23 protein-coding genes and 1 tRNA gene are annotated in these 25689 nt (G+C 71.3%); 12 read left to right on the top strand and 12 right to left on the bottom strand.

The annotated features are described in order from the left end of the window. Positions 1-198: 198 nt before the first annotated feature. The 4 genes from ACIBSW_RS37040 to ACIBSW_RS37025 all read left to right on the top strand — a co-directional run bounded on the left by ACIBSW_RS37040 (position 199) and on the right by ACIBSW_RS37025 (position 7302). A complete protein-coding gene (locus tag ACIBSW_RS37040) occupies positions 199-3447 on the top strand; it encodes a hypothetical protein (RefSeq protein WP_354729016.1) in 3249 nt (1082 codons plus the stop codon). 257 nt (positions 3448-3704) lie between these two features. Beyond that, the gene (locus tag ACIBSW_RS37035) at positions 3705-4646 is read left to right on the top strand and encodes an IPT/TIG domain-containing protein (protein ID WP_354729018.1); all 942 of its coding nucleotides are present in this window, start codon (positions 3705-3707) and stop codon (positions 4644-4646) included. A 122-nt stretch (positions 4647-4768) separates the two neighbouring features. Beyond that, the gene (locus ACIBSW_RS37030) at positions 4769-6553 is read left to right on the top strand and encodes an NHL domain-containing thioredoxin family protein (protein ID WP_354729020.1); all 1785 of its coding nucleotides are present in this window, start codon (positions 4769-4771) and stop codon (positions 6551-6553) included. A 71-nt stretch (positions 6554-6624) separates the two neighbouring features. Further along, positions 6625-7302, top strand: a complete 678-nt coding sequence (locus ACIBSW_RS37025) for a hemolysin III family protein (protein WP_354729022.1) — start codon at positions 6625-6627, stop codon at positions 7300-7302. Here ACIBSW_RS37025 and ACIBSW_RS37020 read toward each other — a convergent pair. Continuing rightward, positions 7299-7655 carry a helix-turn-helix domain-containing protein gene (locus tag ACIBSW_RS37020; RefSeq protein WP_354729024.1) on the bottom strand — a complete coding sequence of 119 codons (357 nt, stop codon included), beginning with the start codon at positions 7653-7655 and terminating at the stop codon, positions 7299-7301. The genes ACIBSW_RS37025 and ACIBSW_RS37020 overlap by 4 nt on opposite strands. A 135-nt stretch (positions 7656-7790) precedes the next feature. Here ACIBSW_RS37020 and ACIBSW_RS37015 point away from each other — a divergent pair, with 135 nt between their 5' ends. Further along, entirely contained in the window at positions 7791-8636 is an 846-nt protein-coding gene (locus ACIBSW_RS37015; RefSeq protein WP_354729025.1) for an SDR family oxidoreductase, read from the top strand. Positions 8637-8684: 48 nt separating this feature from the next. On the opposite strand, the gene ACIBSW_RS37010 is transcribed toward ACIBSW_RS37015, so the two are convergent. Then, positions 8685-8963: a DUF6458 family protein gene (locus ACIBSW_RS37010; protein WP_354727347.1), complete on the bottom strand. Its 279-nt coding sequence runs from the start codon at positions 8961-8963 to the stop codon at positions 8685-8687. 101 nt (positions 8964-9064) lie between these two features. Between ACIBSW_RS37010 and ACIBSW_RS37005 the strand changes: the two genes are divergently transcribed. Continuing rightward, positions 9065-9580, top strand: coding sequence for a histidine phosphatase family protein (locus ACIBSW_RS37005; protein WP_354727346.1), 516 nt, complete (start codon positions 9065-9067; stop codon positions 9578-9580). A gap of 58 nt (positions 9581-9638) precedes the next feature. On the opposite strand, the gene ACIBSW_RS37000 is transcribed toward ACIBSW_RS37005, so the two are convergent. Next, on the bottom strand, positions 9639-11495 hold the full coding sequence (locus tag ACIBSW_RS37000) for an acyl-CoA dehydrogenase (protein ID WP_354727344.1): 1857 nt from the start codon (positions 11493-11495) through the stop codon (positions 9639-9641). A gap of 261 nt (positions 11496-11756) precedes the next feature. Here ACIBSW_RS37000 and ACIBSW_RS36995 point away from each other — a divergent pair, with 261 nt between their 5' ends. Then, complete coding sequence (locus ACIBSW_RS36995; protein ID WP_354727342.1) at positions 11757-11945, top strand: hypothetical protein; 189 nt, start codon at positions 11757-11759, stop codon at positions 11943-11945. On the opposite strand, the gene ACIBSW_RS36990 is transcribed toward ACIBSW_RS36995, so the two are convergent. Continuing rightward, positions 11942-13069: a PP2C family protein-serine/threonine phosphatase gene (locus ACIBSW_RS36990; protein WP_354727340.1), complete on the bottom strand. Its 1128-nt coding sequence runs from the start codon at positions 13067-13069 to the stop codon at positions 11942-11944. The two genes, ACIBSW_RS36995 and ACIBSW_RS36990, sit on opposite strands and share 4 nt — an antisense overlap. Before the next feature lie 101 nt (positions 13070-13170). Here ACIBSW_RS36990 and ACIBSW_RS36985 point away from each other — a divergent pair, with 101 nt between their 5' ends. From ACIBSW_RS36985 to ACIBSW_RS36975, 3 genes are all read left to right on the top strand, one after another. After that, positions 13171-13719, top strand: a complete 549-nt coding sequence (locus tag ACIBSW_RS36985; RefSeq protein ID WP_354727338.1) for a phosphoribosyltransferase family protein — start codon at positions 13171-13173, stop codon at positions 13717-13719. 66 nt (positions 13720-13785) lie between these two features. Beyond that, entirely contained in the window at positions 13786-14091 is a 306-nt protein-coding gene (locus tag ACIBSW_RS36980) for an SCO4225 family membrane protein (RefSeq protein WP_354727336.1), read from the top strand. Positions 14092-14276: 185 nt separating this feature from the next. After that, positions 14277-14468: a DUF1918 domain-containing protein gene (locus ACIBSW_RS36975; RefSeq protein ID WP_354727334.1), complete on the top strand. Its 192-nt coding sequence runs from the start codon at positions 14277-14279 to the stop codon at positions 14466-14468. 53 nt (positions 14469-14521) lie between these two features. Here ACIBSW_RS36975 and ACIBSW_RS36970 read toward each other — a convergent pair whose 3' ends face one another. After that, on the bottom strand, positions 14522-14794 hold the full coding sequence (locus ACIBSW_RS36970; protein WP_354727332.1) for a YciI family protein: 273 nt from the start codon (positions 14792-14794) through the stop codon (positions 14522-14524). A 485-nt stretch (positions 14795-15279) separates the two neighbouring features. Then, positions 15280-16761 carry an Ig-like domain-containing protein gene (locus ACIBSW_RS36965; RefSeq protein ID WP_354727330.1) on the bottom strand — a complete coding sequence of 494 codons (1482 nt, stop codon included), beginning with the start codon at positions 16759-16761 and terminating at the stop codon, positions 15280-15282. A gap of 272 nt (positions 16762-17033) precedes the next feature. On the opposite strand from ACIBSW_RS36965, the gene ACIBSW_RS36960 reads away from it, so the two are divergent. After that, positions 17034-18281 (top strand): calcium-binding protein, encoded by a 1248-nt coding sequence (locus tag ACIBSW_RS36960; RefSeq protein ID WP_354727328.1) that lies wholly within the window; start codon positions 17034-17036, stop codon positions 18279-18281. Positions 18282-18548: 267 nt separating this feature from the next. Here ACIBSW_RS36960 and ACIBSW_RS36955 read toward each other — a convergent pair. Then, a tRNA-Gly gene (locus ACIBSW_RS36955) sits at positions 18549-18619 on the bottom strand. A gap of 140 nt (positions 18620-18759) precedes the next feature. Next, a complete protein-coding gene (locus tag ACIBSW_RS36950; RefSeq protein WP_354727326.1) occupies positions 18760-19275 on the bottom strand; it encodes a pyridoxamine 5'-phosphate oxidase family protein in 516 nt (171 codons plus the stop codon). A 75-nt stretch (positions 19276-19350) separates the two neighbouring features. Between ACIBSW_RS36950 and dcd the strand changes: the two genes are divergently transcribed. Then, on the top strand, positions 19351-19929 hold the full coding sequence (gene dcd / locus ACIBSW_RS36945) for a dCTP deaminase (protein WP_354727324.1): 579 nt from the start codon (positions 19351-19353) through the stop codon (positions 19927-19929). A 145-nt stretch (positions 19930-20074) separates the two neighbouring features. Here dcd and ACIBSW_RS36940 read toward each other — a convergent pair whose 3' ends face one another. From ACIBSW_RS36940 to ACIBSW_RS36925, 4 genes are all read right to left on the bottom strand, one after another. Continuing rightward, entirely contained in the window at positions 20075-20869 is a 795-nt protein-coding gene (locus ACIBSW_RS36940) for a LamG-like jellyroll fold domain-containing protein (RefSeq protein WP_354727322.1), read from the bottom strand. A 171-nt stretch (positions 20870-21040) separates the two neighbouring features. Beyond that, the gene (locus tag ACIBSW_RS36935) at positions 21041-22066 is read right to left on the bottom strand and encodes a hemolysin family protein (protein ID WP_354727320.1); all 1026 of its coding nucleotides are present in this window, start codon (positions 22064-22066) and stop codon (positions 21041-21043) included. Beyond that, positions 22059-23393, bottom strand: coding sequence for a hemolysin family protein (locus ACIBSW_RS36930; RefSeq protein ID WP_354727318.1), 1335 nt, complete (start codon positions 23391-23393; stop codon positions 22059-22061). Before ACIBSW_RS36930 ends, ACIBSW_RS36935 begins: the two co-directional genes overlap by 8 nt. A gap of 102 nt (positions 23394-23495) precedes the next feature. Beyond that, the gene (locus ACIBSW_RS36925; RefSeq protein WP_354727316.1) at positions 23496-25646 is read right to left on the bottom strand and encodes a (Fe-S)-binding protein; all 2151 of its coding nucleotides are present in this window, start codon (positions 25644-25646) and stop codon (positions 23496-23498) included. Between the last annotated feature and the right edge of the window lie 43 nt (positions 25647-25689).

Here is a 25689-nt window from a genome sequence, read left to right as displayed (position 1 = left end):
ACCGTGATTTTCGCCTCACCATCTCGCTCCGGACGGCGTACACCGGGATTCCTCGAACCCGCTACGACCGGTACGGTTGTTCCCGGTCGCCGCCCCGGCTCGGCCGGCCGGGCAATCAGCGACCGGGCGACGCCCAGCTCTGCAGGGTCGGCCGCTCCGTGCAAAGCTGGCACGGCCGACAGTCATGGAGGAGGCGGTATGACGTCCGAGGGCCAGCACGCCGGTCAGCAGCCGGGGGCCATGTCGGGCGGCGGGGCCGACCCGTTCGGCCCCGACGGTTTCCCACCCGATCCGGACGGCCGGCAGGCCGCCGATCGCGGGCCGTCCTATCCGCACGCGCAGGAGTCTTTCCCCAGCGCGTACGGTCCGCCGCCGCACGCCACCCCGAACGGCGGCTCGCCGTTCGTGGTGCCCGCGGTCCCGCCGGCCGGTCAGACGCCGCCGCCCGGGTCCCCCGCGCCGCAGATGCCCGGGCCGACATTCGGTCCGGGGGCGGCCAAGTTCTCCTCCAGCGGCTCCGCCCGCGTGCCCGAGCCCGGCCAGCTGCCGCAGCGGCCGCCCGCCGCACCCCCCGCCGGCGGCGCCTTCCCGCCGCCGGAGTCCGCGTGGGCCCCGCCGCCGGCACCGCCCAGCGCGGCGCCGGAGGACAACCCGTTCGTGCCCCGCGTGGCCGAGCCGCACCCCTACGGCGGCGGCGCCGGCGACCTTCCGCAGCGCTCGCCCGGCATCGCCGGCGGGCCGCTCGACGGCCCGGTCGGCGACTTCAACGGCTTCACGCCCGCCCGCAAGCCCGCCGAGGCCGCACCGGCCCCCGCGCCGTTCGACCGGCCCGGCACCTACGGCACGCCCCAGCCGGGCGCCACGTTCGGATCCGCCGCGCCGCAGCAGCCCTTCGGCTCGGCGCGCCCCGACGACGCCGACGGCCAGTCCGGCCGGGCGCCGGGCGTGTCCGCGTTCGGCGACCAGCGCATCCGCGTGCCCGGCGCGACCCTGACCGGCCTGCCCGACGCGGCGCCCGCCGACGGCCTCCCGCCCCGCGACGCCGACGAGGGCGGTGCGCTGCCCACCCGCGGCGGCGCGGCCCGCGGCCCCGACAGCGGCGGCTTCCCGCTGCGCGGCGGCACCGGCAGCGGCAGCTTCCCGATCCGCGGCGGCCCGGAAAGCGGCAGCGTCGGCTACGCGGCCCCGGCCGACGGCACGTTCACGGACGGCAGCGACGCCTTCGCGGCCCGCCGTGACAGCGGCGCGTTCGCCGCTCGCGGTGACAGCGGCGCCTACGCGGCCGGCAGTGACAACAGCGCCTTCGCGGCCCGTAGTGACAGTGGCTCCTACGCGGCCGGCAGTGACAACAGCGCCTTCGCGGCCCGTAGTGACAGTGGCTCCTTCGCCGCTCGCGGTGACAGCGGCGCGTTCGCGGCCGGCAGTGACAGCGGTGGGTTCGCGGCTCGTGGCCAGTTCGGCGAGGCCGGTCCCTCCGCGCAGCGCGGCGACGCCGACGGCAACCCGTTCGGGTCCTCCGGCGGCGCGCCGGGCTACGGCAACCAGGGCTCGCCGGACAGCGGCGGCTTCCCGGTCCGCGGCGCCTACGACGGCCCGGGCCACGACGGCCAGCCGGCACCGGGCCTGTCCGCCCGCCGCCCGTTCGGCGACCGCCCGGGCGAGCCGGACCAGTCCGCCCCGTTCGAGGGGGGCGCGAGCGCCTACCCGCAGCGGGTCCCCGGCGCCTCATACTCTGTCGCCGGCTCCCCGGACCTCGGCCAGCCCGAGGCCGCCAGCGGCGGCTACGCCCAGCGCGTTCCGGGCGCCTCGTTCGGCAGCGGCGGCGCACCCGTCGTCGCGGAGCCGCGCAGCGCCGCGTCGGTGCCGCTGCCGCGGGACCCGGCCGAGCGCCTGGAGTCCGCCGCCGAGCCGCCCGCCGAGCACCCCGGCCCGGCCAAGGGCACGGCCCGCCCGGTCTCGGCCAGCGCGTCCGTTCCGGTAGCCAGCCGGGTCGCGCCGCCCCAGGAGGCCGAGGAACTGCCGCCGCCGCAGGCCAACCCGCAGTCGCGCGTCTACGGCCGCCCGGCACCCGCCGAGGAGGCCCCGGCCGCGCCGCAACATCCCTACCGGGACGCCGACCATCCCTACCGGGACGATGAGCATTCGTCCGGCGGCACCTACGGCACTACCCCCGGGTCCGGTGCCTTCCGTGCCGCGCCCACTTCCGGCGCCATGGGCGCGGCCACCACGACCTCCGGCGCCTACCAGCAAACACCTGAGAGCCTCTACGCCCCGCCGGCGGAGAGCCCTGCCGCCCGCCCGGACGGCACCTACGGCCGCCCGGCCGAGGCTCCCTTCGGTGCCGGACCGCCCGAAGAGCGCCCGCCCCTCGGTGGCCCCGCGCCGGCCGACCAGTTCGCCACCCGCCCGTCACCGGACGCCTTCGGCGCCGCGCCCGTCAGCCCTTACGACGGCCGTCCCGGCACACCCGACACCGGTGGCGCTTTCGGCGCGGCTCCCGTCAGCCCCTACGACGGTCGCCCCGGCACACCCGACACCGGTGCGTTCGGTGCGGCGCCGGCGCCGGGCAGCGATCAACCGCCGGAACGCCCGGCGGCCCGCGCCACCGCCAGCGCCCGGGTCAGCCCGCCGGTGCAGCCCTTCAGCCCGCCCCCGCCGGCCGAACAGCCGGACGAGCGCGGCCAACAGCAGTTCAGCGAGTTCACCACCGACATCGCCGGCCGCGGCCAGGCCGTACCGGCGCCGGGCAGCCCCGCCGCCCGCACGGCGCCGCAGGAACAGTACGGCGAGCACACCACCGACGTGGCGGGCCGCAACCAGACGCCGGGCCAGCCGTACGTGCCCGCACCCGCCCTGCCGACGATGCACGCCGCGCCGCCGCTGGAGAACGGCTTCCCGCCCGCCCCCGCGCCGGACTCCACCCAGCCGTTCGGCGAGCGCCCGCGGATGGGCGGCGTCTTCCCGGGCCCGGCCAGCCGCGCGACCGTGGCGCCGCCGGACCCGGAGCAGACCGCCAACTGGCCGAGCCGCCCCGCACCCGGAGAGCCCGACCAGGGCCGGTTCGACTCGTTCCGGCCGGACGCCCCGGACCCGGCACCCGCCGAGGCGGCCAAGCCGGACACCCCGCACGTGCGGATGCTCCCGGTGATCCTGGGCGTCATCCTCGGCGCCGGCCTGCTCGTCGGCCTCACCCTCGGCATCACCTGGCTGATCGCCCGGGGCTCGCACGACGGCGACACCGGCGGCAGCGGCTTCTCGGTCAAGGCCGGCGACTGCGTCAAGCGCGAGGGCAACGCGGCGGTCACCGCGAACTGCACCGACGCGGGCGCCTTCGAGGTGACGGCGGTCGTCGACGCCAAGGAGAAGTGCCCCGACCCCGCCCAGCCGTACGTGGTCAACCCGACCGCCAGCGGCTCCCAGGTGCTCTGCCTCAAGCCCCGCGCCTGAACCAGCACGTCTACGCGCCCGAAGCGCGGCCACCCGGGACCTTCCGGGAGCCACGCGTCGGGCGCGCTTCGTTTCCCGGGATCGTGAACCACCTCCGTCCGCAGAGAACTTGATCTCCGCAGGATTCTCAAAACTTCGGCGAACTTTGCTCAAGGTCGGGTCAAGGCTGGCGATAAACCTTGTGTCCAAGCAAAACGGACGCAGGACGGGGGCTTGGAAGCCCCAATACCAAGCCCCAAACTCACGGAGGAGATCTCATGAAGGCTCGCATGTACAAGGCTGGAATCGCCACCACGGCTGTCGCCCTGGGTGCCAGCATCTTCGGCCTGACCGCCGGCGCTTCCGCCGCCGACGCGAACGACGCGGTCGTCACCAAGCTCAGCGTGGCGAAGGGCAGCACCCTCGGCGGCACGGTCGTGACCATCACTGGCAAGAAGTTCACGGGCACCACTGACGTGGAATTCGGCGCCACCGCCGCCACGAGCTTCCTGATCGTGTCGGACACCCAGATCGTCGCCAAGGCGCCGGTCGGCTCCGGCACCGTCCAGGTCAAGGTCACGAACGCCACGACCAACGAGAGCGCCAACACCGCCGCCGACGACTTCGCCTACATCCAGCCGATCAACGCGGTGGTCGCGGCGGGCACGCTGCTCAACCCGCTGGGCAAGAGCGTGCTCACGATCACACCCGCCGGCACGGGCCTGACCGCCATGGGCGCCGACAAGGACGCCTTCAAGGGCCTCAAGGTGACCGCGACCGTCAACGGTGCCGTGGCCCAGGTGGCCTGGGGCAGCGCGACCACCGTCAAGGTGACCGTTCCGGCTGGCACTCCGTCCGCCACCGGCGCTTCCGTGGTGCTGCTGCGTGACGGCGTTGCCGGCGCCGCCGACACGAACGCCAAGTACGCGGCGGTCATCACCAAGCTCAGCAAGACCAGCGGCGGGGTGGCTGCGGACGCAGCTGGCACGATCACCGTCACCGGCAAGGGCCTCACCACCGCCACGGGCCTCACCTTCGGCGCCACCGCCGTGACCGGTTCCTGCACCCACGGCACTGGCACCAAGCTGGACACCGAGTACACCTGCACCGGTATTCCGGCCGGCACGGGCTCGGTCGCGGTGAAGGCGACGTTCCCGGCGTCGACCATCACCTACGGCACGCTGCCCACCGCCGCCTACACCTTCAGCGACGTCAGCTGAACTAGCACCACTGCCTGATCCGTCGGCCCGGTCCCCTTCTGGGGGCCGGGCTTTCGGCGTCACCTGGCGACCTGCTCCCGCCCCGCGCGGACCGGCGTCTGCTCGTCCGGCACGATGGGATCATGAATGCGCGAGTGAGGGCTCCCGAGTTTCAAGGGCGGGGCTGGCTGAACACCGGCGGCCGGGAGCTGCGGCTCGCCGACCTGCGTGGCAAGGTCGTGCTGCTGGACTTCTGGACGTTCTGCTGCATCAACTGCCTGCACGTGCTCGACGAGCTGCGACCGCTCGAGCAGGAGTACGGCGACGTGCTGGTCGTCATCGGAGTGCACTCGCCGAAGTTCGAGCACGAGCGCGACCCGGAAGCCCTGGCCGCCGCCGTCGAGCGCTACGGCGTGCACCACCCCGTCCTCGACGACGCCGACATGGCGATGTGGCAGCAGTACGCCAGCAAGGCCTGGCCGACCCTCGCGGTGCTGGACCCGGAGGGCTACCTGGTCGCCTCGATGGCCGGAGAGGGCCACGCCGAGGGGCTCCGACGCCTGCTGGACGAGCTGATCGCCGTACACGAAGAAAAGGGAACCCTGCACCGCGGTGACGGTCCCTACGTCCCGCCGGCCGCCGCCGAGACCACCCTGCGCTTCCCGGGCAAGGCGATCGAGCTGCCGAACGGCAACCTGCTCGTCTCCGACTCGGCCCGTCATTCCCTCGTGGAGCTGGCCCCGGACGGCGAGACCCTGATCCGCCGCATCGGTACCGGCGAGCGCGGCCGCGCGGACGGCCCGGCCGCGACGGCGAGCTTCTCCGAGCCGCAGGGCCTCTGCCTGCTGCCCGCCGGCACCGCCGGCTACGACGTGGTCGTCGCGGACACGGTCAACCACCTGCTACGCGGTCTGCGGCTGGACACCGGCGAGGTCACCACCGTCGCGGGCACCGGGCGTCAGTGGCGTTCCGCCGAGGACGACGGCGAGTCGCTCTCCTCGCCGTGGGACGTGGCCTGGTTTGAGGGCCAGGTGATCGTCGCGATGGCCGGGATCCACCAGCTGTGGTGGTTCGACCCGTCGACCGGCGGCTCCGGCGTCTACGCGGGCACGACCGTGGAGTCCCTGCGCGACGGCAAGCTGCCGGACGTGTGGATGGCGCAGCCCTCGGGCCTCGCCGCCGCCGGCGACCGGCTGTGGATCGCGGACAGCGAGTCGTCGGCGCTGCGCTGGGTCGAGGCGGGCGAGCTGCACACCGCCGTCGGCCAGGGCCTGTTCGACTTCGGCCATGTCGACGGCCCGGCTGAGGACGCCCTGTTCCAGCATCCGCTCGGGGTCGGCGGCCTGCCGGACGGCTCGGTGCTGATCGCGGACACCTACAACGGCGCGGTCCGCCGCTTCGACCCGGCGACCGGCGCGGTGTCCACCGTGGATTCCGGCCTGGCCGAGCCGAGCGACATCCTGGTGACCCGCGACGGCGCGGTGTTCGTCGTCGAGTCGGGCGCGCACCGCCTGGTCCGCCTGGCGCCCGGCGCGGTCACCACCGTCGCCGGTGAGCGGCACCGCACCGAGCGGCCGCCGTCGCCGCTGGCTCCGGGCGAGGTGGTCCTGGACGTGGTCTTCACCCCGGCGCCGGGTCAGAAGCTCGACACGACCTACGGGCCGTCGACCCGCCTGGTGGTCTCCGCCGTCCCGCCCGGGCTGCTGCTGGAGGGCGAGGGCACCACCACCGAACTGTCCCGGCGGCTGGTGCTCAACCCGGCCGTACCCAGGGGCATCCTGCAGGTGGTGGCGCAGGCCGCGACGTGCGACGCGGACGTCGAGCACGCCGCCTGCCACCTGACCCGGCAGGACTGGGGTGTCCCGGTGTTGATCGAGCCGGGCGCGCCGAGCCGGCTCCCCTTGATCCTGCGCGGATTGGACGCCTGAAACCTGCTGGTCATGCCACGTGAGGCGGAACACTACCCACGAGTAACCTACGGTGCCGTAACCTGGATCCCGTGACGACCTCAGCTCCGTTCCGGATGAAGCGCGCTGATCTCGGCAAACCACTGCTGCGCGGCCGGCTGCACCAGTACGCCTTCTTCGTGGCGCTGGTCTGCGGCATAGTCCTCTGCTCGATCGCCGCGTCCCGCCCGGGCATCGCGCCGTTCGTGAGCACCCTCATCTACAGCATCACCGTCTGCGGCCTGTTCGGCACCAGCGCGCTGTACCACCGGCGCACCTGGAGTGAGCGCGGCTACCAGATCATGCGGCGCATGGACCACTCGATGATCTTCATCTTCATCGCGGGCACCTACACGCCCTTCTGCGTCCTGCTCCTGGATCAGGGCAAGGCGACGCTCATGCTGAGCCTGATCTGGGGCGGGGCGCTCGGCGGGGTGGCCCTGAAGCTCATCTGGCCGCACGGACCCCGCTGGGTCGGCGCCCCGCTCTACCTGGCGCTGGGCTGGGCCGCGGTCGCGATCCTGCCGGACATCCTGCACAACGGCGGCGTGACCTGCCTCGTGCTGCTCGCCGTCGGCGGTCTGATCTACAGCGTCGGCGCGGTCTTCTACGCGCTGCGCCGGCCCAACCCCTGGCCGACCGTCTTCGGCCACCACGAGTTCTTCCACGCCTGCACCCTGGTCGCGGCGATCTGCCACCACATCGCGATCTACTTCGCGCTGTACGCCTAACCCCGGGTGTCGTAGGCCGAGCGGGCGTCGAGCACGTCGGCGATGTGTGTCTCGGCCCAGTCCAGCAGTCCGCCGACCAGGCCGAGCAGGCTGCGCCCCAGCGCGGTCAGCGCGTAGTCGACGCGCGGCGGCACGACCGCGTGGACCGTCCGGGTGACCAGGCCGTCGCGCTCGAGGCCGCGCAGCGTCTGGGTCAGCATCTTCGGGCTCACCGCGGGGATGCGCTGCGCCAGCTCCGTGTAGCGCAGCTCGCCGTCGGCCAGCGAGCAGACGATCAGCACGCTCCAGGCGTCCCCGATGCGGTCCAGCACCTGCCGGCCCGGGCAGTCCCTGTCGTAGGCGAACGGTTCCACCAGGGCACTATCCCCCAGGTGCGTACTGCACTTCAAGGTGCTCACTCTCCATCGGGAAGTGATCCTCGACCTGCCCTGTTGTGCACGATGGCGGCCGCTCGGCCGCCGTCATCGCCATCTTGAGGAGTTCCGCACATGACCATCGTCGTCACCGGCGCCACCGGGCACCTGGGCCGCCTCGCCGTCGAGTCGCTCCTCGCGCGCGGCGTACCCGCCGACCGGATCGTGGCGGCCGGCCGCAGCGTCGAGAAGATCCAGGACCTCGCCGACCGCGGCGTACGCGTCGTGCGGGCGTCGTACGACGAGCCGGAGTCGCTGCGCGCGGCCTTCGCGGGCGCCGACCGGCTGCTCTTCGTCTCCGGCAGCGAGGTCGGCCGGCGGATCGAACAGCACGCCAACGTGATCGCGGCGGCCAAGGAGGCCGGCGTCGGCCGGATCTTCTACACCAGCGCGCCGCACGCCGACACGTCCGACCTGATCCTGGCGGGCGAGCACCGGGCCACCGAGCTGGCGCTGGAGGCCTCCGGCATCCCGTCGGTCTTCCTGCGCAACGGCTGGTACGTGGAGAACTACGACCTCAAGGGCGCGCTCGAGCGCGGCCTGTTCGGCGCCGCGGGGGACGGAAGGATCAGCCTCGCCACCCGTGCCGACCTGGCCGAGGCCGCCGCGGCGGCCGTCGCCGCCGACGTGCACGACAAGCAGGCGTACGAGCTGGGCGGCGCGGCCGTGACCCTGGCCGAACTGGCCGCCGAGGTCTCCCGGCAGTCCGGCCGGGAGGTCACCTACACCGACCTGAGCCAGGAGAAGTACGCCGAGCTCCTGGTCGGCGCCGGCCTGCCCGAGCAGTTCGCCGCGATCCTGGCCGACTCGGACCGCGCCGCGGCCGCCGGCCTGCTGGACACCGGCACCGCCGACCTGGCGGCGCTCCTCGGCCGCCCGGCCACCCCGCTGGCCGACGCCGTCCGCGCGGCCCTCGCCTGAGTACGACGACGGGTGCCACCACGCGCGTGGTGGCACCCGTCCGCACGCTCAGCTGGCGTAAGGCGGGGGCGGCGGAGGCTGGCGGCGGGTGGTCTCGTGGTACTCCTCGACCACCTCGCCCTCGCGCATGACCGGCTGCTGGGTCCGCACGACGGCGGGCCGCCGGCGGCTGTTCCAGAACCAGATCGTGACGACGAGGCCGACCAGCCCGGCCAGCATCAGCACATAGCCGACGACGTTGATGTCCAGCCCGCTGATCTCCGCGTTCACGGCGAACGCGAGGATCGCTCCCAGGGCGAGTAGGAAGATGCTTCCGCCGATGCCCATAGTGGCCTCCATGACTCGTGGCTGCCGCACCGAGCCGCGGCAATACGTCGATGGGTGTGTCTACCCACCCGGCGGAACCCTCAATCAGGCAAGCTGACCTCATGACGGTTCGGACCCTCGTACTGCTGCGCCACGCCAAGGCCGAGACGCCCGGCGAGCTGCCCGACTTCGAGCGACAACTCACCGGAGTCGGCAGGGCGAACGCGGACGCGGCCGGCGCGTGGCTGGCCGACGAGCGGCTGCGCCCGGGGCTGGTGATCTGTTCGACGGCGACCCGGACGCGGCAGACCTGGCACGGCGTCGCGGTGGCGCTGGCGCAGGCCGACCGCGATGCGCAGTCGCCGGAGGTGCACTACGAGCGCGGCCTCTACTACGGCGGGCGCACGGAGGTCATCGACCTGCTCCGGGCCGTACCGGACGAGGTGCACACCGTGCTGGTCATCGGGCACAACCCGACGATGTCCGATGTGTCCATCCTGCTGCGCCCCTACGACGAGGACGCCGTACTGGAGGGCCTCAAGACCTCCGGGATGGCCGTGCACCGCACGGAGGCCTCCTGGTCGCAGACCGAGCCGGGCTCGATGCCCCTGGCGCTCACCCACACCGCGCGCGGATAAGACGAAGCCGGCGGACAACATTGTCCGCCGGCTTGGTCTGTTCAGGTGAGTGCGAAGGTCAGAACGCCTCTTCGGCCAGGTCCATCAGGTCGAGGGTGGTGTTCTCGATGATCCGGCGGTCCGAGCCGATCCGGGGCAGGATCTCGCGGGCGAAGAACCGCGCCGCGGCGACCTTGCCCTCGTAGAAGGACTTGTCCGCCTCGGAGACCTCGGTGCCCAGCGCCCGGAGGGCGACCTCGGCGCCGCGCAGCAGCAGCCAGGAGACCACGACGTCGCCGAGCGCGAGCAGCACCCGCCGCGAGGTGAGGCCGACCTTGTACAGCTCCCGGGCGTCGCCGCCCTGGGCCGCCTGCAGCCAGGTCATCTGAATGCCGAGGATGTTCTGCAGCTCACCGAGCGCCTTGCCGAGCGAGGCGCGCTCGACCTTGAGCTGGCCGTTGCCGGCCTCGGTCTCGATGAACTCCTGGATCTCGGTGGCGATGACGGCGAGCGACCGGCCGTTGTCCTTGACGATCTTGCGGAAGATCAGGTCGAGGCTCTGGATCGCCGTGGTGCCCTCGTACAGGGTGTCGATCTTGGCGTCCCGCACGTACTGCTCGAGCGGGTAGTCCTGCAGGAAGCCGGAGCCGCCGAAGGTCTGCAGCGACTCGTGGCCGAGCAGCTCGTACGCCCGCTCCGAGCCGACGCCCTTGACCAGCGGCAGCAGGAAGTCGTTGACCCCACCGGCAATCTTGGCGCCCTTGGTGTCGCCGGCCGCCTCAGCGATGGCGACCTTGTCCTGCCAGGAGGCCGTGTAGATGACCAGCGAGCGCAGGCCCTCCGCGTACGCCTTCTGCAGCATCAGCGAGCGGCGTACGTCGGGGTGGTGGGTGATGGTGACGCGCGGAGCCGCCTTGTCGTTGTTCTGCACAAGGTCGGCGCCCTGTACGCGGTTCTTCGCGTACTCCAGCGCGTTGAGGTAACCCGTCGACAGGGTGGCGATCGCCTTCGTGCCGACCATCATCCGGGCGTACTCGATGATCATGAACATCTGCCGGATGCCCTGGTGCACCTCGCCGAGCAGCCAGCCCTTCGCGGGCGTGCCGTTCTCGCCGAAGGTCATCTCGCAGGTGTTGGAGACCTTGAGGCCCATCTTGTGCTCGACGTTCGTGGCGTAGACGCCGTTGCGCTCGCCCAGCTCGCCGGTCTCCGCGTCGAAGTGGTACTTCGGCACGATGAACAGCGACAGGCCCTTGGTGCCCGGACCGCCGACGCCCTCTACGCCGACCGGACGGGCCAGCACGTAGTGGATGATGTTGTCGGTGAGGTCGTGCTCACCCGAGGTGATGAAGCGCTTGACGCCCTCGATGTGCCAGGAGCCGTCCGTCTGGGGGATGGCCCGAGTGCGGCCCGCGCCGACGTCGGAGCCGGCGTCGGGCTCGGTGAGCACCATCGTCGAGCCCCACTGCTTGTCGATGAAGAGCTCGGCCCACTTCTTCTGCTCTTCGGTGCCCTCGACGTGCACGACGTGCGCGAAGGACGGACCGGACGAATACATCCAGACCGGGGCGTTGGCGCCGAGAATCTGCTCCGCGAGCGCCCACCACAGGGTGCGGGGCGCGAAGGTGCCGCCCAGGCTCTCCGGCAGGTCGAGGCGCCAGAACTCGGACGCCATGAAGGCCGCGTAGGACTTCTTGAACGACTCCGGCAGGTCGGCCGTGTTGGTCACCGGGTCGAACCGGGGCGGGTTGCGGTCGGAGTCGGTGTAGCTCGCCGCGAGGTCCTCACGCGCGAGGCGGTTCACCTCGGCGAGCACGTCGCGCGCGGTGTCCGCGTCGATGCCGTCGAACGGCGCCTGGCCGAACGTACGGTCAGCCCCGAAGACCTCGAAGAGGTTGAACTCGAGGTCGCGCAGGTTGCTCTTGTAGTGGCTCATGTCTTTTTGGCCCCGCCCTCCGGACGCGAGTTACCCGTCAGTAACTACCACTGTATTACCCACGAGTAGGTATCGACAAGTCCGCTTCGATCTCCAGCTGTCCGTCGGGTTGGGGGTCAAACGTCTCCGATCGGGTGGGAATCAGGACAACCGTTCGGCCATTTGCAAGTCGCCGCGCCGCATACACGTATCGACGTGCTCAGCGGTTCGTTGCTCCGGATGTACAGCAAGGCACGTACGCGCCGACCCGGGGAGGTCACTATGTTCGCCACGATCAAGAGCCTGATTCCGGAGCCGCGCCAGGCCGATCAGCCGCGCCACTACGTCGGCCGGCACCGGCAGCCGGAGGCCGTCGCCGCCCGGGCCTCGGTCCCCGTGATCCCGGCGCCCCTGCCCGCACCCGAGGACGCGCCCGCCGCGGGCGAGCCCGCCGACGACGACCGGAGCTAGCTGCCGGCCGCGCCGACCTCCCAGCTCGGCATGGCTGCCGCCGCGCTGCCGTCGGGGCCGCCGTACTCGAGCAGCACCAGGGCGATGTCGTCCTCGAGCTGCCCGTGCACCCAGTCGACCAGCGCGGTCTCGAGCGACGCCAGGCCGTCGCCGACCGTGCCATGCCCCAGCAGCCGCCACGCCCGGTCCGTGGTGGGAAAGAACTCGCCCTCACGACGCGCCTCGCCCAGCCCGTCCGTGAAGAGCAGCAGCCGGTCACCCGGCTCGAGGCGCTCCACCCGGGGCCGCGCCACCGGCATGAACCCCAGCGGGGGCGCCGGAGCCGGCGGGTCCAGCGCGATGACCTGACCACGCCGCAGCAGCAGCGGCGCCGGATGTCCACAGTTGACGATGGTGAGCGTGCCGCCGCGCTCCTCGACCAGGGCAGCGGTCACGAAGTCCTCGTCGCCGACGCTGCGGGCCACGGCCCGATCCAGGTCGGTGACGATCGCCCGCAGGTCCGACCGCTCGAACGCGACATGCCGGTACGACCCCAGCACGATGCTCGCCAGCCGTACCGCGTCGAGGCCCTTCCCGCGCACGTCGCCGATGATGATCCGTACGCCGTACGGGGTGTCCAGGGCCTCGTAGAGGTCTCCGCCGATGTCCGCCGCGGCCGACGCCGAGATGTAGCGGCCCGCCACCGCGAGGTTGCCGACCTGCGGCCCGAGCGGGCGCAGCACGGCCTGCTGCGCGACCGCCGCCAGGCGCACCAGCTCGGCGATCCGGTTGGCCTGGCGCTGCCGGGCGGTGGCGACCGCGGCCGCGATGCCGGTGGCCAGCATGATGCCGACGACGTTGACCATGCCGACGGTGTCGAACCGGGCGTCGGCGCCGGCGAAGCCCATGCCGACGACCGTGGCGAGCGCGCCGACCGCGAGCACCGTCTGCCAGTACGCGAACACGGCGGCCAGGAACGGCGCGGCCGCGTACAGTCCGACGAAGTTCGCCTGAGGACCGTCGGCGAGCTCTACGGCCGACACGACGACGAGCAGCGCGAGGGCCGCGCCGAGGCCGGCGCGGGATCCTGGGCTGAGCGGGCGGCGGCCCGCCGGGATGATAGGCATGGGTACGCCGAACAGCATGCCTGATCGACGTGGGCGGCTGCATCAACTTGACCCCTAGTCTGAGCGGGTTCTGCCCACTTGTCGGCGGCGACCCCCACGCGCGATGACACGATGGCGGTGTGGCTTCAGAACTGCGCGGCCGACTACGCGCCGGATTCCGTTGGACAGACCCCGGTGCCGACACCGATCTGCTTGTCAGCGACCGCTCCGGCTGGTGGCGCGACCCGCTGGTGCTCGACGAACTCGGTCCCGGACTCGCCGAACTTTTCTCCGACGCCGAGCCGACCGTGGTGGTCTCCCCGGAGGTGACCGGCTTCCTCGTCGGCCCGCTGGTGGCCCGCGCGCTCGGCGTCGGATTCGTGGAGGCGTACCGGGCGGGCGCGCGGCGGCCGATCGCCGAGCCGATGGCCTGGGCGGCGGTCCCGGCCGACCACCGCGGCGATCAGCAGCACCTCGGGCTGCGCAGCCGGCTGATCGGCCTCGACGACCGCGTCCTGGTCGTGGACGACTGGGCCGCCACCGGCGCCCAGGCCCGCGGCCTGTACACCCTGGTCGAGTCGCTGGGCGCGAAGGCCGTCGGCGCCGCGGTCATCGTCGACGAGTGCGACCCGGCGGTCTCGGCCGAGCTGCGCATCCGCGGCCTGCTGACCGGCGCCGATCTGAGCTGAGCACCCGTACGCGCTGAGTAGCGCTACTCAGGAGCGACGACGCCCGCTCTCACCACGATGGACCGCATGACGCAGTTCTTCTTCGGCAACTGGGCGACCCGCATCTATCTGTTCGCCGTCGGGGTCGCCGCGGCCATCCTGATCGGCGGCAACCTCGCCACCGGCGACCACGAGCCGTCCACCGCGGCGGCCTACCTCATCGGCCTCACCGCCCCGGTCTCGGTGATCTTCGCGCCGTTCTTCCTGCTCGGCGACGGCTGGCTGGCGGTCGCGATGCTCTGGCTGAGCGTGGCCGCTGGCGCCCTGCTCAACACCCTGCTGATCAACACGATCGCCGGCCAGGTCGGCCGGCTCCGCTCACACGGGGCCTGACGCCCCGCCGAGGTCCACGGTGGCCGACGCCACCGGAGAATCGGCCGACCATGGGTGTCGGCGGTCACATCTGTGCGATGGTGGTTCGTGACCGCGGTAGCGCCCGCGCACGCCTCTGGACGTCCGGTTTCGGGCGCGACCGCGGCCCGCAGGCCCCTCGGGCCCCGACCCAGACGGGAGGAACGATGATCGCGCACACCGGAGACCGGCTCGTCCTGAAGGGCATCCACGTCGGCGACCCCCAGCGGGTCGGCGACATCGTCGAGGTCCCGCACCCCGACGGCACCCCGCCGTACCGGGTCCGCTGGCTGGACACCAACCACGAGGCGCTCGTCTTCCCCGGCCCCGAGGGGCACGTGGAGCACCGGGTCAACTGATCATCCCGGGCGGATGACCGGCCACGATTCCGGTGGCCGGTCGCCGGGCGCGTCTAGCTCTTCCAGTCCACGAGTACGCCGCGGGCCGGCGTCCAGCCCGTGGCCGAGTACTCGGCCAGGCCCTGCAGCAGGTAGGGGTCGGGCGCCATCAGCTCACGCGCCTCGGCCTCGCTGTCCACGTCGAGAATGATCACGCCACCGACAGGCGGATCCTGCCGGCCGGCGGCGACGAGCACGCCGGCCCGCCCGAGCTCCTCGACGAAGGCGATGTGCGCGTCCCGAACCTGGTCGACCTGGTCGAGGGGCGCGAGATAGGTCGAGATCATCAGGTACACGGTGTGTTCCTCTCAGCCGCGGAAAGCTCACCGCGATCCTTGCATGAGGACCAGGCCAAGAATGTTCCCCGGCCCGGACCTCACGTCCTCGCGGCCGTCGAAGTCGACGATCGGCGCCAACCCATCGGCTGCGCCAGGACGATGATCAGCGTTCCCACTGGCCCCCACAGGCTCGGGACAAAGTAGGGCCGGTGATCCAAGCCCTTGCGGCGAACGAGCCACTGGTTGAGGGGGAAGAAGGCTGCGTCTGCCGCAAGCCACATCAGCCAACCCAAGTTGTCTCTCATCACTACGCACCCTCGCCCTAGATCAACGAGAATCTAGCCCGCGCAGCCAGGAAGAAGTTCCGCTCTTCGGGTGAGGGTCACACACCTTCGGCGGCCAACACCGATCGCTCGGTGATCACAGTCCGTCAACCGATCGACATCCTCGCAACCCGCCCAGGCCGACGTTGCCCGGGCGGTCAAGCGGCTCGTTCAGCGGCGCCAGGTGCGGGTGCTGGTGTAGACGTAGTTGCCGGCTCGGTCGTACGCGCGAAGCCGCATCTTGATGGTCTTGCCGTACTTCGCGGTGTTGATCGAGAAGGCGTAACCGGCCCGGTAGTCGGTGGCGACGCGCTTGCCGTTGATCAGCAACTCGACCCGGCCGATGCCGTTCTTGTCGGCCGCCGACGCGGTCACCTTGACCTTGCCCTTGACCTTGGCTTTGTTCGCCGGCGCCTTGGTCAGCTTCAGCGACGGCTTCGTCCGGTCCACGATCACCGTGCGGGACGTGAACGACTCGTTGCCGACCTTGTCGACGTAGTGCCAGGTGAACTTCAGCGGGCCGTCCTTCTTGGGGAAGATCGCCATGCCACCCGGCGCGTTGACGATGCTCGGCAGCCCGACGAGCTCCTGGAAGGCGATCCCGGAGCTCTCCTTGACCTTGGTGTCGGTCACGAAGTACGAGCCACGGACCAACGCGTTCTGCGCCGGCGTCAGCGAGGTGACCAGCGGGCCGGCCCGGTCGATCGTCACCGGGAAGGTCTTCGTGGTCGTCTGGTCGAGCTCGTCCGTGGCGCGGATCTCGATGGTCGCGATCGATCGGGTGGAGGCCCGATCGTCCCAGGTGATGGTCTGCGTGTCGGTCGCGTGGAGCACGCCGTCCACCCGCCACTCGATCCGCTTCAGGCCCGGATCGACGATGGACGCCGAGAGCGTGCCGGTGGCGGCGATGGTGGCGCCCTTGGCCGTGACCGTGGCACGAATGTCGGGAATCGGTACCTCAGGGGCCGGCCGGGTGTAGGTGAGGTCGGAGACGGCCGGCGGGTAGTCGTCCACGTTGTAGGTGGCGGAGGTGTATCCGCGGTTGCCGACGGCGTCGGTGGCGAGGAAGTTGACCCACCCGCCGCCCACGGCCGTCCAGTCGAAGATCCACGGACCCTCGGTCCGAGTTGCGAGCACGTCGCCGTTGCGACCGTCGTACATGACGATCTTGATGGTGTCGGACGACACCTCACCCAACGTGATCTGCATCGGACCGCTGTGCATGGAGGTGCCCGCCACCGGGGAAACCAGCTTCGCGGTCGGCGCGTGGACGTCGGCGATCACCCGGACGCTCTTCTCGGCGACATTGCCGGCCGCGTCATAGGCCCGCAGCGTGACCTCCGCCTCCGTGCCGTCCGGCACGCTCAGGAGGTCCGCCGCGGCACGCATGCCGGTCTTGGCGACCGAGAACTTCCGGCTGCGAGCGCCGTCGACAAGCGTCTCCAGCGTGACAACGCCGGTGTCGTCACTCACCACCGGCACAAACGGCGCCGTCGCCCGGCTGTAAACCTGCCCCTCGGTCAGCCCGATGCTGTCGATCACCGGCGCGGCAGTGTCCGCGGGCGCCTCGTCGGCGAAGCCCGGTGCGCTTGTGGCGAGGATCAAAGAACTGGACAGGGCCGCGATCACGGCCGTGCGGAACGCCTTCAACACCGCATCCCCCGTTGGATATGAAAGCCCTTCTACAGCTCTCGCGGCCGCGACGATACGGGACCGTTCCCCCAAAGTCGATCAACTAACGGCCGGTTCCGAGCGGGCATCTACCCGGCGAGCAGCTCACCACCTTGTTCGACGCGGCCAAGACCGGGGTGACGCCGTCACGGCAGCGCGGGGCCGGTCCATTCGTACGATCCAGATCGGACCCCATCGAGATCTATGCTCGTGATCCGCGCGGCGCTCGCCGCCGGATCCACGGGGGAGAATCCATGCGACGCTCCGCGCATCTCGCTGTCATCCTGTTCGCCACCACCTCGGCCGGCCTGCTCGCCGGCACACCCGCACAGGCCGCCACCACCGGCGTGGCCACCGCGGGCGTCAGCACGGTGCAGTACAAGGCCGCCACGAAGACCCAGAACAAGGTGGTAGTGACCCGCTCCGGCAACACCGTGACGATCGACGACCGGGTCGCGGTCCGGGCGGGCAAGGGCTGCAAGAAGGTCAAGGGCGACAAGACCAAGGTCAAGTGCCGCACCTCGAAGGCGCCCCAGCTGGTGCAGATCTACACGTACGACCGCAAGGACTCGATCCGCAACAGCACCAGCGTGCCGGCCTACTTCGACGGCGGCACCGGCAACGACGTGATCACCGGAGGCTCGGGCAACGACAAGCTGTACGGCTGGACCGGCTCCGACCAGATCCACGGTGGCGGCGGCGAGGACCACATCTGGGACTGGAGCGGCACCAACACGATCTACGGCGACGCCGCGAAGGACACCATCTTCGGCGGTAACGGCGTCGACCGGATCTACGGCGGCGGCGGCAAGGACGAGATCTTCGGCGCCGACGGCAACGACGTCATCGACGGCGGCGCCGAGCGGGACTGGCTGATCGGCGAGCGCGGCAACGACTCGATCCGGGGCGGCACCGGCGACGACTACCTCGACGGCAGCGCCGGTGACGACTTCCTCTACGGCGGTGACGGCGAAGACGAGCTGCGTCCCGAGGACGGCAACGACCGGGTCTACGGCGGCGCGGGGCCGGACTTCATCTACGCGAGCGCCATCAACGGCAACGCCCGGGGCACCGACTACTACTCCGGTGGCGGCGGCCGCGAGCAGGACCTCGTGTCCTATTCGCAGTACTCCGAGGACATCCTGGCCGACGCGGACGGCGTCAAGGGCGACGACGGCGCTAAGGGCGAGGGCGACACGATCGCCACCGACGTCGAGCGCATCTGGGGCGGCAGCGGCAACGACAATCTCTCCGGCGGCGCAGGCGACCAGAGCCTCGACGGCGGCCCAGGCAACGACACGCTCCACGGCGGCGCAGGCGCCGACTACCTCTTCGGCGGCCCCGGCACCGACCAGCTGTTCGGCGAGGCCGGCGACGACTACCTGGACGGCGGCGACGAGGACGGCGCCGCCGAACAACTGGACGGCGGCCCAGACACCGACGGCTGCGAACTCTGGACCGGCGACACGGCCCTGAACTGCGAGAACGTCGCCGGCCCTTAACGACAGGCGAACGGCACGCCCTCTGCTTCAACCAGCTAGAACAACGAAAGCCCTGGCGGACCATCGGTCCTCACCAGGGCTTTCGTGTGTGGAGCGGGTGACAAGACAAGCAAGTGGCCCGCAAATGGCCCGCAAATGGCCCACGACCCGACACCGACTCACGCCAAGCGGCCACCGCACCGTGGGGGTCTGGGGGGTCGCCCCCCAGGCAGATATGCGAGGAGCCCCCGGTCCGCGCACTTTGCGGACAGAGGGCTCCCGGAGACGAGCGGGTGACGGGAATCGAACCCGCACTGTCAGCTTGGGAAGCTGATGTTCTGCCATTGAACTACACCCGCGAGCGGCACCACTGTACCCGATGAAGGGGTTCCATGGCGTGACCCGCCCCGGAGCAGGCACCGGCCGGACCCGGCGCTGCCCAGCTCCCTCCAGGCCTGGCAGCGCCCCGCGGACGCAGATCGCGGCGTCCGGCCGGTGCCTACGATCTGCCGGCCGCAACCAACGGCCGGGCTAACTCCCCAGCCGGGTCGTGCCACGTTCGGGTGATTGGCGGCTGGCGCTGAGTCATCGCCAACGGAAGCGCGCCGCCCGGCCCGTGCCGACGCACCATCGCCGTGTCGATGTCGAACTCGAACAGGCGCCAGTCGACCATGAGCGAGGCGCGCAGCGCGCCGGCCAGGCGGGCGATGACCGCCCGGTCTGTCACCGGACGGGCGCGACCGGCCACATAGGCCTCGTCGTCGCTCTCCTCGGGTGGGTACGAATGCAGGGCATAGCGCCCGTCCCGCTCCAGGTCACGGCGTTTCGCCGAGTTCACGACGAAGCAGTAGAGCCCCTCCTCGGTGACGACCGGGGAGACCGGGTGCACCCGCGGGCCGCCGTCGGCACGGACCGTGGCCAGGTAGCCCATGCCGGGGCCGTACTGCTGGAACAGCGCGCGGACGGCCGAGGCGAGCTCGGGCTCAGCGGCGGCGAATTCGGACCAGGAAGCCATGCGGACATCATATCGAACATATGTACGAGACGACCACCGAACACGCATGTTAAAGCCGGTCGGTATGGTGTTGCGATGCTGCTCTCCGACCGTGACCTGGTCTCCGAGATCAAGTTGTCGAACCTCGCGCTCGAGCCGTTCGAGCCGGAGCTGATGCAGCCGTCCAGCATCGACGTCCGGCTCGACCGCTTCTTCCGCGTGTTCAACAACCATCTGTACACGCACATCGACCCGGCCGAGCAGCAGGACGACCTGACCGCAGCGGTGGAGGTCTCCGACGGGCAGCCGTTCGTGCTGCACCCGGGCGAGTTCGTGCTGGCCTCGACCCTCGAGGTGATCACGCTCGGCGACCAGCTCGCCGGCCGTCTCGAGGGCAAGAGCAGCCTGGGCCGCCTCGGCCTGCTGACGCACTCGACGGCGGGCTTCATCGACCCCGGCTTCTCGGGCCACGTCACGCTGGAGCTCTCCAACGTGGCCAACCTGCCGATCAAGCTCTGGCCGGGCATGAAGATCGGCCAGCTGTGCATCTTCCGCCTGTCGTCCCCGGCGGAACACCCCTACGGCTCGGCGGTCTACGGCTCGCGCTACCAGGGCCAGCGCGGCCCGACCCCGAGCCGCAGCCACGTCAACTTCCGCACCTGGCCGACCGCCTAATAGATCAACAGCAGGACCATGTCGTGCCTGGTTGCATGGCGCCGACCGTCGCTCACGCCGAGACCGGGCGGGGGCGGCCAATCGCCTGGCGGCTCATGAGCGGCCACCCCCACCCTGCCGGGTCCGTGCTTTCCCGACCCCGGGTTCAGTTGATGGTCAGGTACACGTCGTCGACTCGGCCGGCGAACTGGTCGTTGCCCATGTTCGCGCCCTTGCCGCCGACCCGCAGCGGCTCGGCGTTCGCGATCGACAGGGTCGGCGGGATCGGCACCCAGGCCCGCTCGACGCCGTCCACGATGGTCGTCAGGCGGTTCCGGCTGCGGGCGCACATCAGGTTGTGCCAGATGCCGTCGGCGACGTCCATGAACGGCTCAGCGCGGTAGATCCGGGTGCGGCCCGCGATCACGCAGCTGGGGTGGCCCAGCCGGTGGTCGACCTGGAGCTTGAACTGGCTCGTCCCGCCGACCGAGTAGCCCTTCTGGAGGACGTTCGCGCCGTCGGAGAGGTCCTCGTGTGACATCAGGATCGAGGCGCCGTACTGCATGGTGCGGGTTCCGGGGTTGAGCCGGTCGTCGCGGGTGCCCTCGAGGATCGCTCGCGGGCATTGGCGCTCGCGGGGCAGCATGCAGCGGCTCGGGTACTGGACCGCCAGGCCGTTGCCCTGCGGGACCAGGCTCAGCGTTCCGCCGTTCTGTGCGAGCGGGCGCAGCGCGAACGCGCCGCCCAGGTCCGTGATCGGCTGCTGGACCCCGCCGTCGAAGGTGTAGCGGACCGCGACCGGCGCCGCCGCGACGCCGACCTGGCCGCCACGCTGCGGCGATGCCGCAAAGCCGACGTTGACGCCGGAGATCACGCCGGCGGACGGACGCGGCTGGAGGGCCGAGTAGTGCGGGCTGATTCGGGGCGCGGCGTCGCTCGGTGGGGAGAAGTGGGCGACCATGAGCAGGCCCGCACCGAGAGCCGTGGTGGCTACCAGTGCGGCGAGGGGGCTTACGCGCCGGCCTGCGCCTCGCGATGACCGTCGGTTGTCGAACATGCCACTATTGTCCTGAACGCCCGATTGATGACTCGGCGTACCCCCCGTTTTGGGTTAAATGTGGTGAAAAGCACCCTACGCGGCGGCGCGGGCGGTAGGTTCGCCGATCACCGCGTGCAGGACGTCGTCGAGCGCGATCACGCCGAGCGGGTGCCGGCCGTCGCTGACGAGCACGAGGTGGCGGCGATCGCGGCGCATCGTCAGCAGCAGGTCCGCCAGCGTCCGGTCCGGCGGCACCACCGCCAGCGGGCGCACGATCTCGGCGGGGATCGGGAGCCTGCGCTGCGCACCGGTGTACCCGAGGACGTCCTTGATGTGCACGAACCCCAGCACGCGCCGGGTCTCGCGCTGCACCACGGGGAAGCGCGACCGGCCGCTGCGGGTCGCCACCGCCTCGATGGTGGCCGGCGACGCGTCGTCGGCGATCGTCGTCACGCCCGACCAGGGCCGCAGGGTGTCCGCGACGGTACGGACGTTGAGGCCGAGGGCGGCGTGGATCCGGGCGTACTGCTCGGTGCCGAGCAGGCCCTCGGCCCGGGCCTGGGTCACCATGCCGGCCAACTCCTCCGCGGTGAAGACCGTCTTGACCGCCTCGGTCGCCTCGATCTTCCACAGCGACAGGACCACCCGCGCGGCCCAGCGCATCGCGGTGAGCAGCGGCTTGGTCGCCGTGCAGAACGCCAGCATGAACGGGCCGAGGACGAGCGCCGACCGCTCCGGCCCGGCCAGCGTGATGTTCTTCGGGACCATCTCGCCGATCACCGTGTGCAGGAAGACGACCACGCCGAGGCCGAGCACGAACGCGACCGGATGGATCGCGCCCTCCGGCAGGCCAAGCGCGGTCAGCGGCCCCTCCAGCAGGTGCGCGAACGCCGGCTCGGCGATCGCGCCCAGGCCGAGCGAGCAGATGGTGATGCCCAGCTGGGCGCCCGCGATCATCAGCGGGATCCGGTTCATCGCCGACAGCGCCCAGCGCGCTCGCCGGGACGTCGCGGCGAGCGGCTCCAGCGCCGTACGCCGGGAGGCGATCAGCGCGAACTCCCCGCCGACGAAGAGCGCGTTGCCGAGCAGGAGCACGACGGTGATCAGCAGCTCAGTCATCGGCGGGCTCCGGCGGGACCACGACCCGGACCTGTTCGATGCGGTGCCGGTCGACCTGCATGACGGTGAACTCCCAGCCGGCGTCCTCGATCGACTCCCCGGCCACCGGGATGTGCCCGAGCCGGGAGAGCAGGAAGCCGGCCAGCGTCTCGTACGGGCCCTCGGGCAGGCGGAAGCCGGTCTGCTCGGCCACCTCGTCCTCGCGGAGCAGGCCGTCGACCAGGTACGTCTTCTCGCCGCCGGGCACGGTCAGCTCCTGGCTGCCCGCCTCGGCGAAGTCGGCGTCGTACTCGTCGGTGATCTCGCCGACCAGCTCCTCGATCAGGTCCTCGACCGTGACCACACCGTCGGTGCCGCCGTACTCGTCCACGACGATCGCCAGGTCCGCGTCGGCGGCACGCAGCGCGGCCAGCACCTTGTCCAGGGCCAGGCTCTCCGGCACGTAGACGGGCTCGCGGGCCACCGACGACACCGCGGTCGTCGCCCGGCGTTCGGGCGCGACCCCGAGCGCGTCGAGCACGCCGACCACGCCGACGACGAGGTCGAGCGTCGACTCGTACACGGGGAATCGGGTGTGTCCCGTCGAGCGCGAGACGGCGATGACATCGGCGACGCTCGCGGTGGTCTTGAGGCCGACCACGTCGACGCGCGGGGTCATCGCCTTGGCCGCGCGCTTCTCTCCGAAGCGGATGGTGCGGCGCAGCAGCGTCGCGGTCTCGGTCGGCAGCGCGCCGGCCCGGGCGCTGATCGCGGCGAGCAGGCCGAGCTCCTCGGGCGAGCGGGCGCTGGCGAGCTCCTCCTGCGGCTCGATGCCGAGGCGCCGGACCAGCAGGTTGGCCGAGCCGTTGAGCGCGCCGATCAGCCACCTGAAGAGCCGGGAGAAGGCCCGCAGCGGCGCGGCGGTGGCCAGTGCCACCCGCATCGGGCGGGCCAGCGCCGCGTTCTTGGGCACGAGCTCGCCGAAGAGCATCGACACCAGCGTGGCGAGGCCGAGCGCGAGCACGTGGGTCACCGTGTCGGTGGCGCCGCCAGCGATCGGCTCGATCGCGGGACGGAACAGCCGGGACAGCGCCGGCTCGGCCAGGTAGCCGGTCAGCAGCGCCGTGAGCGTGATGCCCAGCTGCGTACCGGAGAGCTGGAACGAGAGCTCGTGCAGCGCGTGCCGGACCGTTCGGGCGCGCCGGTCGCCCGCCTCGGCCCGCTTTCCGATCTCCACCCGGTCGACGGTGACCAGCCCGAACTCGGCGGCCACGAAGAACGCGTTGCCGGCGGTGAGCAGAGCGAAAGCGGCGAGCGGGAGCACCGCGGTGAGGAACAGGCCGTCCATGATCGGTTCACCTCGGCACCCATTGTGCCGGAACGCCCCACATCCGTTGAAGGCGATCTCGGAGGGTGCCTCGGCGGCCGCCGGGGCACCCTCCGACACGCGCTACGCGGGTGCCTTGTCGCCCTTGATCGAGCGGAGCAGGACGCTGGCCACGTCGACGACCTCGACGTTCTCCTGCTCGCCCTTGCCGGTGACGCCGTCGCCGATCATCGTGTAGCAGAACGGGCAGCCGACGGCGATCGTCTTCGCGCCGGTCGCCAGGGCCTCCTCGGTGCGCTCCACGTTGATCCGCTTGCCGATCTTCTCCTCCATCCACATGCGGGCGCCGCCGGCGCCGCAGCAGAAGGAGCGCTCGGAGTTGCGCGGCATCTCCGTGAGCCCGCCCGCGATCGCGCTGCCCAGGACCTCGCGCGGCGCCTCGAAGACGCGGTTGTGCCGGCCCAGGTAGCAGGGGTCGTGGTAGGTCACGCCGCCGTCGACCGGCTCGACCGGGGTCAGCTTGCCCTCGGCGACCAGGTGGGCCAGCAGTTGGGTGTGGTGCACGACCTCGACCTTGAGGCCGAGCTGCTCGTACTCGTTGCCGAGGGTGTTGAAGCAGTGCGGGCAGGTCGCCACGATCCGCTTGACGTTCGCTTCCTGCAGGGTCTCCACGTTCTGCTGGGCCAGCATCTGGAAGACGAACTCGTTGCCGATGCGGCGGGCCGGGTCGCCCGTACAGGTCTCACCCTCGCCCAGGATGGCGAAGTCGACGCCGGCCTCGTGCAGCAGCGTCGCGACCGCCCGGGTGGTCTTCTTGGCCCGGTCCTCGAACGCGCCCGCGCAGCCGACCCAGAAGAGGTAGTCGAAGTCGGCCTCGCCGACCCGCTTGATCTCGAAGTCGAGGCCCTTGGTCCAGTCCTCGCGGGTGTTCTGCGGCGCGCCCCAGGGGTTGCCCTTGTTCTCCAGGTTGCGCAGCATGACGCCGGCCTCGGCCGGGAAGCTCGACTCGATCAGCACCTGATAGCGGCGCATGTCGACGATGTGGTCGATGTGCTCGATGTCCACCGGGCACTGCTCGACGCAGGCGCCGCAGGTGGTGCAGGACCAGAGCACGTCCGGGTCGATGACGCCCTGCTCGTCCTCGGTGCCGATGAGCGGCCGGTTGCCCTCGGCCAGGGCGAGGACGTCCATGTGCGCGAGCTGGGCCTCGGTGGCCTTCTCCTCGCCGGTCAGGTCCTTACCGCCGCCGCCCAGCATGTACGGCGCCTTCGCGTACGCGTGATCGCGCAGCGACAGGATCATCAGCTTCGGCGAGAGCGGCTTGGCGGTGTTCCAGGCCGGGCACTGCGACTGGCAGCGGCCGCACTCGGTGCAGGTGGAGAAGTCGAGCAGGCCCTTCCAGGTGAACTGCTCGACGTGCGCGACGCCGAACTGGTCCTTCTCGGGGTCGGCCTCCTCGAAGTCCAGCGGCTTGCCCTGGCTCATCATCGGCCGCAGCGCGCCCAGGCCCGAGCCCGCGGGCTTCTCCGGGCTGCGCTTGAAGTAGATGTTGAAGAACGCGAGGAAGCGGTGCCAGGCGACGCCCATCGTCACGTTCAGCGAGATGGTGATCAGCCAGCTCATCGAGATCAGAATCTTGACGAGGGCCGTCCAGGTGGCGCCGTCCTCCCAGGCCGGGAGCAGCGCGCCGATGCCGTGGCTGACCGGGGTCGCCCAGAGCGGGTACTCGAAGTGGTCGGTGGCGACCTTGAAGCCGCGGATCAGGAAGCCGCAGATCAGGACGGCGATGATGATCGCCTCGACGAAGTACGCCTGCCACATCGTGGAGCCGGTGAAGCGCGACAGGCCCTTGCCGCGACCGGGCTTGTTCAGCTGCCGGATCACGATCAGGACCAGGATGCCGGCCGTGCCGAGCACGCCGATCCACTCGGTCACCAGGCCGAAGAGCGTCCAGTGCCCGATGATCGGCAGGCCGAGGTCCGGGTCGACCACCTCGAAGTAGGCCTCGAGCACCAGCAGCGACAGCACCAGGAACGCGATCATCACGAACCAGTGCGCCGCGCCGACGACGCCCCACTTGAGCATGCGGGTATGGCCGGCCGTCTCGACCAGCATCGTCTTGGTCCGCGCCCCCTTGCCGGCGAAGCGCCCGGGGTCGGGCTGGCCCTGCCGGATCACCGCGGTCATCTGCATGACCGCGCGCACGGCGAGAGCGACGGCTACGAGGGTGACGGCGCCCGCCAGGACGGTGGCGACTATCTGCGCGGTGCCCATGTGCGTTGTGCCTCCTCGGTCGGCTGACTCGCCGGCCCATGTT

Source organism: Actinoplanes sp. NPDC049668, from assembly GCF_044465445.1.
GTDB lineage: Bacteria > Actinomycetota > Actinomycetes > Mycobacteriales > Micromonosporaceae > Actinoplanes.
This window is presented reverse-complemented; position numbering and strand designations above follow the sequence as displayed.